The sequence below is a fragment of the Desulfomonile tiedjei genome (assembly GCA_016212925.1).
Taxonomy (GTDB): Bacteria; Desulfobacterota; Desulfomonilia; order Desulfomonilales; family Desulfomonilaceae; genus JACRDF01.
The window spans coordinates 1-13,135 of sequence record JACRDF010000019.1 but is presented as its reverse complement, the minus strand read 5'-3'; the positions used below and the strand labels follow the sequence as shown (position 1 = coordinate 13,135).

Annotated in this window: 9 protein-coding genes; 1 reads left to right on the top strand and 8 read right to left on the bottom strand. The window is 53.4% G+C overall.

Annotated features, from left to right (window positions below; translation table 11 throughout):
* Nucleotides 1–354: 354 nt before the first annotated feature.
* Nucleotides 355–804: a hypothetical protein gene (locus HY913_09000; GenBank protein ID MBI4963403.1), complete on the bottom strand. Its 450-nt coding sequence runs from the start codon at nucleotides 802–804 to the stop codon at nucleotides 355–357.
* 78 nt (nucleotides 805–882) lie between these two features.
* The gene (locus HY913_08995; protein MBI4963402.1) at nucleotides 883–2,067 is read right to left on the bottom strand and encodes an ankyrin repeat domain-containing protein; all 1,185 of its coding nucleotides are present in this window, start codon (nucleotides 2,065–2,067) and stop codon (nucleotides 883–885) included.
* 918 nt (nucleotides 2,068–2,985) lie between these two features.
* Between HY913_08995 and HY913_08990 the strand changes: the two genes are divergently transcribed.
* Nucleotides 2,986–3,288 (top strand): hypothetical protein, encoded by a 303-nt coding sequence (locus HY913_08990; protein MBI4963401.1) that lies wholly within the window; start codon nucleotides 2,986–2,988, stop codon nucleotides 3,286–3,288.
* A 444-nt stretch (nucleotides 3,289–3,732) separates the two neighbouring features.
* Here HY913_08990 and HY913_08985 read toward each other — a convergent pair whose 3' ends face one another.
* The 6 genes from HY913_08985 to HY913_08960 all read right to left on the bottom strand — a co-directional run.
* On the bottom strand, nucleotides 3,733–5,178 hold the full coding sequence (locus HY913_08985; GenBank protein MBI4963400.1) for an efflux RND transporter periplasmic adaptor subunit: 1,446 nt from the start codon (nucleotides 5,176–5,178) through the stop codon (nucleotides 3,733–3,735).
* Between the two features lie 15 nt (nucleotides 5,179–5,193).
* Nucleotides 5,194–7,302: a biotin/lipoyl-binding protein gene (locus HY913_08980; protein ID MBI4963399.1), complete on the bottom strand. Its 2,109-nt coding sequence runs from the start codon at nucleotides 7,300–7,302 to the stop codon at nucleotides 5,194–5,196.
* Nucleotides 7,303–7,404: 102 nt separating this feature from the next.
* A complete protein-coding gene (locus HY913_08975) occupies nucleotides 7,405–8,865 on the bottom strand; it encodes a TolC family protein (protein MBI4963398.1) in 1,461 nt (486 codons plus the stop codon).
* A gap of 396 nt (nucleotides 8,866–9,261) precedes the next feature.
* Nucleotides 9,262–10,188 (bottom strand): efflux RND transporter periplasmic adaptor subunit, encoded by a 927-nt coding sequence (locus HY913_08970; protein ID MBI4963397.1) that lies wholly within the window; start codon nucleotides 10,186–10,188, stop codon nucleotides 9,262–9,264.
* A gap of 143 nt (nucleotides 10,189–10,331) precedes the next feature.
* Nucleotides 10,332–10,649, bottom strand: a complete 318-nt coding sequence (locus HY913_08965; protein ID MBI4963396.1) for a hypothetical protein — start codon at nucleotides 10,647–10,649, stop codon at nucleotides 10,332–10,334.
* A 245-nt stretch (nucleotides 10,650–10,894) separates the two neighbouring features.
* A partial coding sequence (locus HY913_08960; protein ID MBI4963395.1) for a putative Ig domain-containing protein occupies nucleotides 10,895–13,135 on the bottom strand: 2,241 nt, incomplete at its 5' end.

The following is a 13,135-nucleotide window of genomic DNA, read 5'->3' as shown; positions in this document are numbered from 1 at the left end:
GGTGACTGGTGCGGTGAGGACATCTACCGACACCACCCGAGAGAAATACCGGCAAAGGTGAAGAGCAGGCACTGACGGAGGCTGTACGCAACACGGCCGTACCCTCAGCAAGGAAACGATCCTTTCCTTGCAACAGGAGAGATTTTTCCCTTGACAGAGGGCCTTTTAATGGGTGACCCCTTATCGGGCAGTTGTGACATCCACGTTTCATTATTGACTATTTTTACAATTTCGTTTACCCGCCCGCGATAGTACTGCTCAATCCAACCCCAAACAGACACGTTCGCCTCCTGTAAATGTAGAACCGATCGTTAAGAATCCTTTTCTTCTCCCTTGTCTCCAAAGAACAACTCTCTACTTCCAATGGGTGCAGGGACTACACACCAATCTGCCCTTTTGATAGCCGACCTCGAAGAAGCATGGCCTTAACCGATTGTCCAATGCGCATGACACCGTATCGCGCTCCTGCATGGCATTGAGTGTCGCGATTCTAAGCTCCACAAATTTGTCTGGAGCGCGAAACTCAATAAAGAGATGATCTAACCGGTTATCAAGCCAAGGCTTTCCCAAGTCTTTCTTGGACATAATTGTAAGCTCCGGCGCTTCACAAACAATCTGATCGTCTACTATTACCTTTTCAAATCGAACATTGAAGCCAGAGGCATTGCAAATAACTGCCGTGCTGCTCGGAGGCATGTCTTCAGGAGCCGGCAGGAACAAAATAATGGCGAAAAACACCAGACACGCGCCAATCAAAAGCGCAAGACGAAGTGCTCTGTTTCGTTTTCTCAGATTCCGAATCATCTTACTCGTCCCCATACTTCGTTTGTAAATTTAGGCATTTCCTCGTTCAAAAGCCTTAAAGCCTCGTGTCGTCAAATCCTATTGCTTGGTTTCGTGCTGTTTCAGGAGTGCCACGATATCCTCGTGGCCTTTCAACTCGGCATATTGTTGAGCAGTGCGGCCGCTGTGGTCCTTTGCGTTTGCATCAACGCTTTTGTCCAGCAGCAGTTTCACCACGTCGCGGTGCCCCGTTTCAGCAGCAAGCATTAGTGGCGTCCGGCCGTCCGTTGTTTTGGCATTAACATCAGCGCCCTTGTCAAGGAGGGCTTTCACCACATCCATGCGCCCTCTCGCCCGGCATCTGGCTGCCCAGGTGAGTGCTGTCCAGCCATTTGTGTCCTTCGTGTCGACCGCGGCTCCCCTGTCCAGAAGCAGTTTCACGACATCCACGTGCCCCATCTCAGCAGCCCACATGAGCGCTGTCCAGCCATCTTTTTGCTGCACGCTGATGTCAGCGCCCCTGTCCAGGAGCAGATTTATCACATCGACGTGTCCCATCCAGGCAGCCCTCATGAGAGCGGTCCAGCCATTCTTGTGGCTTCCATTGACGTTAGCGCCTCTGTCCAGTAATAGTTCTGCGGGGCCTGCTGACGCATTGCTAACTGCCCACATGAGTGCCGTCCAGCCGTCCCGGTCCGCAGCGGTGACATCAGCGCCATGGTCGAGGAATAGTTTCACGACATCAGTGTGGCCCCCCCTGACAGCGGACATGAAGGCCGCCCACCCATCTTTCGAGTTGGCAGGCGCTTCAGCGCCATTTTTCAAAAGCAGTTTCACAACGTCCACATGCCCTGCCTCGGCAGCCATATCCAATGGGGTCCAGCCAAACACGTCCTTAACATCGACTTCACCGCCCTTTTCAATCAGCAGCTTCGCAACCACAGTGTGGCCTTTCCAGGCAGCGCGCATAAGCGGCGTCCGATCATCCTCGTCCCGAGTGTTGACATCAGCTCCGTGCTCTAGTAGGAAGCTGACAACGTTCGAAAGTCCGGCCTCGGAAGCTTCTTCTAACACGGACCAGCCATTGGATTCCTTGTGATTTATATTGGCACCCTTGTCCAGGAGACTTTTTGCAAGCGCAACATCGCCACTTCGAACCGCTTCTCTTAATTCGACATCGAGACGAGTCATGGCCTCTGCGATCCCAATCCACGGTACCAACGCCAAAACGATCCAAAAGGCCAGCCACTGCTTTGTGTTCATGGGAATGCGTCTAGTTTTCATAGATAATCTCCGGTTCATGCTGCAAGAGCGCGAGGGCTTACCGCGGAGAGCCCCGGATCAAAGTCCGGGGCAGGCTCCGGGATCGCAGAGAGATTTGTTTTCTCTGTTTTATCTTCGCGGTCTCCGCGGCCTCTGCGGTGAACAGACTTTTCCCGCGGCTCGTTCCAAAGCCTGGTTTGATATGAAATATTCTCTTGCGCCATAACGACAACAACTCCTCCTGGAGGGATGCCAAGTTGAAAAGCAGTTGTGAAACAGTTTCAGTTGTGTATTAATTATTAGGAAAGCCGCTGTTACCGCTGACCCCCCAATTCCCCCCGGCCAGGTCGTGCGGTAGTTTGAGAAAAAGGCTGTTGCAGCCTCTCAGGCGATGGGACCATAGCCTACGCGACAGAACGAAGCTATGTCAAGGAATCTTCTGTCCAGGCAAAGCATACCACTTGTGCAGCACTCCGACAGGGGGCCCAAGCCCTCTTCTGGCTGATCTCTGATCACGGAAGCGTCTTGACAATCAACATGAGCCAAGAGCAGACCTGACCCCATGCCTGACCCCGTGCCTATATTGGCAAAATGTGCCGGCACGGAGGCCGGCACCTACGAATTTCCAAGAGGCCATTTCATAAACGGACACTACTTTTGACACTTCCTATATAGGTCGGACGGAACTCTGATACCATTTCGCTTTCAAGTAAATAACATAGCCCGGGTACGGCGCGCACCCGCGTGTGCGCCCAAAGAGCGGGCAGACACGTAGGTCTGCCCCTACAGGGTTCGTTGTCCTGCCCATTAGACAGGGAATTCATATCACTGGGTAGACAGTGCATTGGTATGACTCATGCTGGTTTATTTCGTTCCGCCTCCGGTTTGAATCGTTCTCGGGGACTCAGCATCGAATCTGACTAGAAGGAGGTGGGTACAATGAAAAGACCAAATCTGATGTTTGCTGCAATTATGGCTTCGCTCTTGTTGGTGTTTTCCGGCGTCACGGTCATGTCGGGGACCCAGACAACTCCTGCAGATTCCAAGCAGATCGAGTGGTCGGGAAAGGTCTCCGGCATGGTATGCACTCCGCAGCCGGAGCGGACCGGCGACGGGTTCAAACTTGCCTGTTATGTTCCTGTTCCCGACTTCCGAGGTTCCAATGGCCCGGCCAGGAATAACAGCGATATCTTAAGAGACCTGTACAGAGAAAGGAACGAAACCCCGTTCTGGAAGAACTAGATATACCACTTGCCACAATTCTCGACCGTTTGTACAATCCTAGCTCCTAAAAAAACCAGTAGGGACCAGAGCCTGCCCCGGACCGCGATCCGGGGTCCCTGCCGGTCCGAACTAGTTGATTTGTATTGACAAAATGTGCCGGCACGGAGGCCGGCACCTACTACTCTCCCGAAACCGCTTTACGCAATCGGACGTTATTTTTGACACTTCCTATGAAAACGCCTTGAAGACAACCGGCAAGATGCCGGCGCTACCGGCGTTTTCATGATTCGTTGTGGCGCTTCCCGCCATGGAAGTTGCTATAGATTCGCCCGCCATCTTTTCTTGAAAGAACGCGAAAGGCTGGGGCCTATTCGGTCTGTATGGCCGAATGCCGACTCGAATGCTGCCCGCATTCCCGATCCTTGGCCATCTGTCCAGCACTGTCGGACTCGCCGGATGCTTTCAGAAGTAGAGGAATACTTCGTTTAGCCTGGCTCTGATACGGCGGGTAAGCATGAACCACATACTTACTCGGTCGGTGTCAATGTGCGCTATTCCTTGCATCCCCGGCTTGATGTCGGACAACTGGCCCAGAAAGTTAGCTCTGACCCGGAAGACGCTGCCGGCCCTTTCAAGGGTCTCGGAAATGGGGGAAATGCTAACCACTCTAAACTTATGGGCTCGGTCAGGCTGGAAGTTGAAATATACTTCTCCCGGTTGATTGACCGCCACAAAGGAAATGTCACTCTCTCTGACGAAAACCTCGGCGACCATGACATCGTGCGGCGCTATTTTGCAGAAGGGTTCACCGGCCTTGAATTTCTTCCCAAGGAGGCTCTCGGCCTTTTTGGTCAGTATCACTCCATCCACAGGCGCTCGAATCGTAAGGAACTGCCTCTGCCAATTGAGGAAGTCCAACTCCTGTTTTGCCCGGAGGCTCTTGATGGCCACCAACTGGCTCTCAGCCAATTTCATGGGATTTTCCGCGCCCAAATTGCGTAGAATTTCCATTTCGGTCTTGTAGCTCTCCAAGAGCCTCTTGGCTTCTCTAATCTTGTAATCGATTTCCTTGGCTTCAAGTTCTGCCAGGGGCTGGTCTTTTTTTACGGAGTCGCCTTCCTTGGCCGACACCTTGTCCACAATTCCGTCCATTTGGACGTATGCGAAGTATTCGTAATCCGGGGCAACATCGGCCCGCCCTCCCACCGTCAGGGTCACGGGAACAAACATCGCAAGCAAAAGCAGGACAGCCGCCACAAGGGCCAGTTTCTTCTTCAGGCTCAGCCTCGATGCCGCTTCTTCCGCTCCGGCGGCTGATATTGTCTTGAAAAAAGCCCTGCGAACCTTCGGGTCTTTAGCCAGCATCCATTTTTCCGTAAGCGCTGAAGCGAGAAATGGGAGCATGTTCATCAAGGTGAAGGCCTCGACCTCGCCCGGCGAAGCGTCCCTAAAGAACTCTAGCACCAGGTGGCCCACCACATCATCATACTTGAGCAGGGGAAGCACCATGACACAGGAGGACTTGGAATAAGACATGTAGTCTTCCAATTGAGCCGCCAGATCCGGTGAGAGGTCTCCTTTAACCGGAGTGCCTGCAAGCATCACCATACCTTCGCGGATGCCCTTCAGCGCAGGCGCGATCTCGTTGATCCTCTGTACGAAATCGGATTTGCGCTCGATTCGGGGCTGATTATTTGTGGCAAGCAGGGCTGATTTGCCCTCAAAATGCACAATCAAAAGCGCTCTATCAAAGGGAAGCAAGGACCGGGTGTCGTTTACCAGGATGAACTGCAATTCGTCCAGCGTTCTTGCCCGCGCAGCGTTCTTCGCCAGCTCTACCCCGATAGCAAGTGCCTTTCGGCGATAGTCCAAGGCTTCTTCAGCTAATTCCTGTTTGGGAGTATTCATGAGAAATGCAGGTCCTTAAAAAACGATTTCGCGATGAAATGTTCTGTACGCAGCGTTAACCATTCTACCTATGGCGCTCCGGGGAGGCTGCTTGACCACCATTCTCCCGATCATGCCCAAAGGTATGCCCTGCTTATTTGCAAAATCCAGCTTGCATATGTAATGAGGCTCCAGCGGCGAATCCTTTCCGGATTCTCCTTTGACCTCGGTGGCGATCTCTCCACCGAAACGGCTGGATAAGGGTGACCCTTCCAGATCTTCGGTCTTGAAAGGGCTGACCTCTCTCACAGACAGAGAAAAGGTCACTCCAGTTCCTATCGGAAACCAGACCTCCACCTGTCCGCCCTGAATCATTCCCTGAACGTCAACTTCCGGCACCAATCCCAAGATTTCGCATGCCGTGGGGCTGGCCATTTCACCAACGACCGTACCTTTGCCCGGACGAGCTCCACGTTGCAAGGTTGGGGCAAGCTTTGTGACTGCGCCCCCAAAAGGGGCCTTCCAGTCTATATTTTTGAGATCTTCTTCGATCTGTTTCACGGAATCGTCCAGTTGCGACAACTCGATGTATTTGATCGGCAGTCTGGACAAATCCTTTTGACTGCTTTCTATGATGGATATCTCCTTCTTGACCAGTAATCGCTCTGCTTGCTTATCTTTCAAACCATATTGCAGAGGGGTAGGGTCCAACTTCAGGATGGTCTGCCCTTCCTGAATCCTGTCCCCTTGCCTGGCATAGACCTCGGCGACCGGAGCTTCCGCCGGAATGACTATCTGCCGGGTCATCGCGGATTCCAAATAACAAGGATACACCGATCTGTCGGACCAGGGAAGCATCAGCAGTAAGAGGATCACGGCTGCGAGGGCCACAATACTCAATATACCGCGAGGCCTGTAGTTCATTTCGGAGGTGCGTTTGGCCAAATTTGTCACGGACCTCGCCAAAGGGCGTACAACAAAAAGAACAAACGCCAAAGCCCCTAGAATGACGCCGACCGTCTTGTCGAACCTGAAGTACACTCCCGCAATTATGCCCGCATACAAGAAGATTCTGTAAAGGGCTGCCGACACTCCGTAAGCCAGATAGATTGCCCTATCTCGCAGTGGGGTTGATGCAATGTTGACGGACTCAATTCCCAGTCCACGATTCAGGAACAGGTATCTAAGATAATTGAAAGCTTTGGACTGTAGATTAGGCATACGGAGCCAGTCGATCAAGACAAAATAGCCATCGAACTTAAGGAGTGGATTGCCATTGAACAACAGCGATGAAATCACCGAGATTGCCATCAAGTAGAATGCTGTGGAGTTTAGCAGCCCTGGCTTTGAAAAATACCAAATATAAGTGGATACCACAGCGAGTACCATTTCGGAGATTATCCCCGCAAGGGCAATAGACATCCGTTGGCGCCGATCGGCCAATTGCCACGCGGCTGTGGTATTGCAGTACAGGCAGGGAAAGAATATCAGGAACGCCACCCCCATCTCCGGCACCCGCAAACCAAGGCTTTTTGCCGTGTATGCGTGAGAAAACTCGTGAACAAGCTTTACGAGAGCTATAGCGATCCAAAGAACAAACAGATTCTGCAAATTGAAGAAGAAGAGGAATTCATCTTGCAGCCGCGAGACGCCTGATAAAAGAAGATAGGCGGCACCAGGAATCAACATGAAGAACAACGTCGCAGTGAATCGATTGACCAAGAGCCTCCAGGTGGGCAAGGTTTTTTCCAGGAAGCTGTCCGGATTGATCAATGGGATATACAAATAATAAAGTTTGAAAATGGATCTTTTGTTGAGTTCGCTGTCCATTCTATTCTTAAAAATGGTCTGAACTTTCGACGTACCGTACCCTGTTCCCAACAGCAAACCCGCACGGGAAAACTGCTCCACGAGTTTCGCCGCGTGGGTCGCTGTAAAATAGCGGCCATGAAGTTTGAGCTTCTCCAACGCCTCACTTACCGTGAGAGTGCCGTCGAGGACTCGAAGAAGCTCAAATTCGTAAGGAGAAATGCGGAAAAACTTATTGGCCACGGGATCTTCCAGAACAATCGTCTGCCCACCATGCTTTTCATCATACGAATGTTTCGCAACGTCAGGTCTGAATCTTGGTCTGGCTTCTTTCATGATTTGGCGGCAACGCGGAAAGTCGTTTCGTGCCCGGTCCGGTCATTGGGCGCGCTAATACAATCTTACAGACTGGCGAACGATTTTGGAAGGCAATGAGAATTAATGTGGCAGGAATCCTCCAACAAAACTTGCGGCCCGCTTTATGACGCCAACAGGCCTGGCGACGGCCGGTGGATGACCCAAGGGGACGTGAGGCATGTTAACATTAGTTACCGGGTAGTTGGTGCCAACAGCGGCTTCAACGTCGGCCGCGGCCGCGTGAACCTCACCCAGTGCAACAAGTTGGTCAATCTCCATTTGCAGCAGGTTGCACGAAGCCTTCTCCGTCGCGATACGCATCACCCGCGGCAAGGCTCTCTTGTCCTTGGCTTCTTCGACTTCTCTTGCCACGCGCAAGGCTTCTTTGGCCTGGGTTCGCAGTTCGGAGTTCTTTCGGAACCTTTCCAGGGCCCTCATTGCCTCCAGTGTTTTCAATCTTACTTGAGATATTATTCCTAGGGAAATTACCGCTCGTTCACGGTCGGTCTTTGCGACACGACTTTTGGCGGCCCCGTGTTCAAGCATATTCGCCGTAAAATCCATGAGGTCCCAGGTGATCCGCATTCCTCCGTCTATCCAGTTCTTGTTCAACAAGAATTTGTTCTCGTCTCTAAAATAGCCGATGAAGCCCTCCACTCTGGGGAAGAATTTTACAAGCAATCGTTTTTGGTCGGCTATGGAACTGACGTGGGTTAGGTCCGCCTGGTAAGCTTCCGGTCTATTCATCAGGGCAGCGGCTTCCAGTTTGCACGGTTCCAGGAAGAATTCCGGTAGGGGCATCATTTGGCCCATCACTTTGAAAATGCTGTCCGGGCAAATATTCATCGCGACGGCGAGCAATTCCTTTTGTCTGCCGATGTTGAGGCGTACCTCCGCAGTTTGATTCTGGGCTTCGGCCAATTGGGATTGGGCTGTCAGAAACTCCTCACTGGAGACCAACTGACGCTTGGACAAGCTCCCCAGATCTCGCACAATACTTCGCCGATGCGATTCCAACGCTTCGGCTTTGGGCAATGCTTCCGATAGGGCAAGCAGTCGGTAAAATGCCCCCGCGACCGTTCCGATGAGTTGCTGGGCCACTCGGACCCGTTGATAGCCCGAATAGCCAACTTCGTTATGCCTCACCACCGATAGATAGCGCGCCATCATGGCATCCATGGGTGACCAAAGCGCTTGTGCCTGCCAAGTCCGTTGGAAGCGCTCCCGTCCCGTGGAAAAATTTGTGACACCTGTGAGAGGTCCGGGGCCGACCACCTCATAGGCCCCTTCATTGTCGATGACGTCGCTCCTGCTAAAGAGTGGGCGATCGCGCTGTGAAAGCAGAAAGCCTGCCTCCAGCCTGGGATACATCCTCATGCGGCTGGCGAGGGCGACTTGTCCCTTGACCTGTTCATCCCAGATTGCCGTCTGCAAGTCCAGGCTGTTTTCCAGAGCAAGCCTTATGCAATCGTGCACGCCGAGGTCCGTCTTGCCGTGGTTGGCTACAACCAGAGGCCTAGCCCTGTACAGTTCAAGGACCATTGCGGCGTTCTGTTCGCGGACATTGACGGTGTTGCACGTGCAAGAACAGAGGCACAGGAAGAATAGGGCCACAAGAATTGCACCCTTGGCGGGGCTTGTCGAAATGAGCTTAGCAGTCCACAGTAAGCTTGCAATCGCAAACCGGCGAACCCGGTCGACGCGGCGGTATCCGCTCCCAATTCCACTAGGACATCCCATACCCACCTACCAAGAGGAAAAATTACGCACTTTTCCTCACACATAACTGCATAAATAAAACGTAGATGCTTCAAACTAACAGATGTTAGCCACAAAAGTCAAGGAAAACGGGATGAAAGAGCGCTTGTTTTCCGGTTTCTTGGGAAAAAAACCCTTTAGACCGACCCATCAACCACTTGATTACGCGCTCCTTTTTCTTCAGTTCTCTTCAGGAGGCGTCGTAGTCCCCATTGAGAGCTTCTTGGCATCCGCCAGGCTCACCGCGCCCGACATGCCCACCTCCAGTTTGCCCTTCGGGTTGTCTATCAAAATGTGAACGCGCTTGCTCTTGGATGCAGGATCAATGAGGCTGGATATTTTCTCGATCACCCCTTCGTACGCCTTGCCCTCGTAATGAAAAGCCGCCTTCTTGCCTGTAGCAAGTTCCGACAGCCTGGACTCCGGCCAGTTCGCACGCGCATACACTTTGGCAGTGTCGATGAGGCCAAAGACCTTCTCAAGGTTATCCACCGCCTCGAAAGGCTCATGATACAACACCGCGACAGTTCCGGAAAAAGGGGCCTTCAACACACAAGCATCGAGATTCAATTCCGCTTGTTTGAGTTTGTTTAGCGCTTCTTCCTTTCTGGCTTCCAGGACCTGAACCTGGGATCGCGCTTTGAGCAGATCATCGTACGTGGTTGCGCGCTTGTCATAGAGTTCTTCCTGGACTGTCAGCTCTTCGCGTGCTCTATTCAGACTCCGAACAACCGCGTCGTAGTTGCCTCGGAACTCCCCGACCATGGAGGCGTATCTTGCCTTGGAGATCTCGGCCACCACGGAACCTTTGGAAACGCTGTCGCCTTCTTTGAAGTTCACGCTGTCTACTATGCCTCGAACCTCGGTTCCAACAGTGGCTGATTGATAGGGATAAATCACGGCGCTTATCCCTTCGGAACGCGACAGGTTGAGATCTTTCAAGGCCTCCGCTTCAAGGTCCGAGTCGGAGCCGGAAACCGCGCCGGGAGCGCTCACAGGCGGGGGAGTCGCTTTTCGCTCCTCCTGCGCGAGCGCCGGAAGTTGCGCGGGAAGGACACACAGTAAAACCCACCATACCCACATCACACGCCGAACAGATAGTCTCATCAGCCTCTCCCAAACTGTTTTATCGTCCTAATTCTTTAAGGTCCAGCCGATTCAGTGACTGAAGGAAGTCGGCTTTTTGGAAACAAGTCCCTTATGGCGTGATTCGAGCCCGTGGACTTTGCCCACGCCTTACGAGGCCCTCATTACTGGGTTGTTTCCTTCTTGGCACTATCCGCCGGAACGACTGCTCGCTGAGCAGATACGGATCCCAGGCTTCTGGACAGAGCATCATGAAGCGCCCTCGCCTGGAGATGCGAAAGATACACCTGCCGTTCATACACTTCCACGAGCCCGGCTTGCCCCTTTTCATCGGTTCGAGGCCGGATCTTGCCGAACAATATGCTGATGTCAAAGGGCGTTCCTTCAACCATAGTGCAATTCGAATAGTACCCGTCTTCCTTAAGAGAAACCATCTTCTGAACTTGTGTTCTCCGCTGTTTGTCTTCTTTGACTTCAGCCATGTGTACCTTTCCTCCTTCGGTGCGGTTCAGTGTTTCAAGAAAGGGTTAACAAACCAGTGTGAATGAAGAAAAGTCTAAACAAACTTAACTTTTATACCACACGATGCCTATCAACCGAATAAAAAAGTGGCACTGTCTGCCGTGCCACTTTGGCATCCAACACGTCCAGGCCGCTGTGTACCAGTGCACACCGTCCGCGGGCAAGCGGCCAAAACAGCGCAAAACTATGAGGTTGCGGACATCCTCTACAGACCCAGCACGTCTCCAGCCCTTAGATCTTCGAGCAGGAACGCGCGCGCTTCTCTAATGGGATAATGGTTGAAATTCAGCCTTCTTCCTTCCTCGATTGCTGAGGCGAAGCCTTCCAAGGGCGTATCAGGAGATTCGCTGCCCCCGTGAACAAGTTGGGGCTGCAGCAGATCCTGCCAAAGGTGAAGCTCCTCCGCGCTGAAGTCGAGCCTCTGGCCGTGAGCTACGCCGCTTCCATAGCCTGTTAGAGGCGTGATGGGAGCGGTACTGCCCGCCGGTTCCAGTGACGGCTGCTTGAGATCATGGCCTTCCAGCCATGCCAGTAGGTCCTCCGGCCCTGAAGCGCCCTGTTTGAATATATCTTCCAGTCCGTGTCCCGAATAGAGCGGCATCAACGCGTCGTCAGGAAGAAGACGCCCTTGCAGGCTGGTCATGGGTGTCGAGCCCAGCAGACCTCCGGGAACGCCCGGTGGCAGGCCAAGACCCTTTTCTCCGTGATCTCGACCTCCGAAGACGGAATTCTCGCCAAACGAAGTATTCTGAGTAGCAGTATCAGGCCGGTGCTCTATGGGAAGTTCGTCAATGAGCGCTGCTACGAACAGATCGAAGGTCTGAGTGGCAATCCCGCCGTTACCGTCATGGACCAGAACCGTGATCGTGTAATTGCCCGGCAGAGTTGCTTCCCACTGAATGAGACCAGTGTCCGGATTAACGGTCATTCCCGAGGGCGGGGTATCCAGTGAGTAGACCACCCGGTCGTCCCTGGGGTCTCCCCGCCAGTCGTGTTGCCCCTCGTCGGTGGTGGAGGGGTTGTACGTGAAATGCATGCCGGGTCTTAGCATCGACGTATCAGGCGATGACGTGAACTCCGGAGCGGTGTTGCGGACTGTGACATCAAACTGGTCCGCATCATTGCTGGCATGGCCGTCAAAGTGCGTGACCTGGAATGTGTACTGGCCCACATCGGCATTACGGGGAGCCCAGTCTATTGCTCCGGTTGACGTATCGAACGTGATGGGCGCTCCGCCGCCGGCTGTTACTAGAGCATTATATGCGCCGACATCGATGAAGCCTGCACCGTCACCACTCCTGTCGATTTCGAGGGTGTAGAAGGTGCCGCCGCCGATCCGTTCGTCAATGGCGGTTACGTCTGGATCGCCCAAACTCAGGGCAGTGTCTTCATCGACCACCTGGTTCGGAACGTCGTTGACGTCTGTTGCAGCGTTGTACACATCAACCTGGAAGGTCGTTGTGGTAATTCCGCCGTTGCCGTCATTGGCCTCGATGGTGAAGATGTAAGCGCCGGAGGTCGGGGCCACCGGGGCCACAATACTGTTGAACGTGACGTCTGCGTTTGTGGTCGGCCAGCGGACCTCGCCGGTATGCGTGTCGAAGTAGATGGTTCCGCCCGTGGCTCCATTGGGCTGGTCGCTTGTGGAAAATTCATTACCGTTGATGAAAAGCCTGTAGGTGAGGCCCAGCCCCTCGTCATCCGAAGAAATGTTTGTTTGGTCAAGCGTGTAATCAGCCGGATTGGTGTCATCCTCGTGTAGCAGCCACCATCCGGGAACGGTCAACGTCGGGGGATTGTTAAGCACGGTCAAGGTGAAATTTCGGCTGTCAAGAGTTCCGTTGTCGTCGTGATGGGTGACAGTAAATCTGAACTGGCCAATGGCGGTATCCGCGTTGTTCGGCACCCAGTCAAACTGTCCTGTGGCCGTGTCGAAGGTCACGTCGCCCCGGTCGCCGTTGGAAGCGTTGTACGCAACGTAATCGACAGAGGCTGTAAACGCGGAGCCGTCCCAGTAGCTGACCTGAAGGTCATAGTACGTAACGATGTCCGTTGCGCCGCCAACGATCCAGTCATGGGCTTCGTCAATCGCATGGATGTTGTACGAGATGCCCACGTCCTCGGTTATGGTCTGATCGCCGGGTGCTGAATCTATCAAAGTGGCCGCGTTGGTGACGGTCACGTCAAAGGCCTGCTGAGTGGTCCCCACACCGTCACCGGCCGTAATCCTGAATTGGTACGGCGAACGGCCGTTGCCTTGGGTCACGTCGGCATTCCTGGTATCCCAGGAGAAGACGCCGGTGGCGTCGTCAAAGGAGATCAGACCGCCGCCCGGACCGTTGATCTGATCGCCGTCGTTCACCGTGTTCCATGTGCCGCCCGAGAAGATCTCCAGAGAGTAAGTCACACCAATGAAGGTCGGCCCGCCGGGATAGCTCTGTAGGCC

Bases quoted from the DNA above. Each gene is read 5' to 3' on its own strand.
- HY913_09000 (MBI4963403.1), bottom strand. From the start codon at position 804: ATGATTCGGAATCTGAGAAAACGAAACAGAGCACTTCGTCTTGCGCTT.
- HY913_08995 (MBI4963402.1), bottom strand. From the start codon at position 2,067: ATGAAAACTAGACGCATTCCCATGAACACAAAGCAGTGGCTGGCCTTT.
- HY913_08990 (MBI4963401.1), top strand. From the start codon at position 2,986: ATGAAAAGACCAAATCTGATGTTTGCTGCAATTATGGCTTCGCTCTTG.
- HY913_08985 (MBI4963400.1), bottom strand. From the start codon at position 5,178: ATGAATACTCCCAAACAGGAATTAGCTGAAGAAGCCTTGGACTATCGC.
- HY913_08980 (MBI4963399.1), bottom strand. From the start codon at position 7,302: ATGAAAGAAGCCAGACCAAGATTCAGACCTGACGTTGCGAAACATTCG.
- HY913_08975 (MBI4963398.1), bottom strand. From the start codon at position 8,865: ATGGTCCTTGAACTGTACAGGGCTAGGCCTCTGGTTGTAGCCAACCAC.
- HY913_08970 (MBI4963397.1), bottom strand. From the start codon at position 10,188: ATGAGACTATCTGTTCGGCGTGTGATGTGGGTATGGTGGGTTTTACTG.
- HY913_08965 (MBI4963396.1), bottom strand. From the start codon at position 10,649: ATGGCTGAAGTCAAAGAAGACAAACAGCGGAGAACACAAGTTCAGAAG.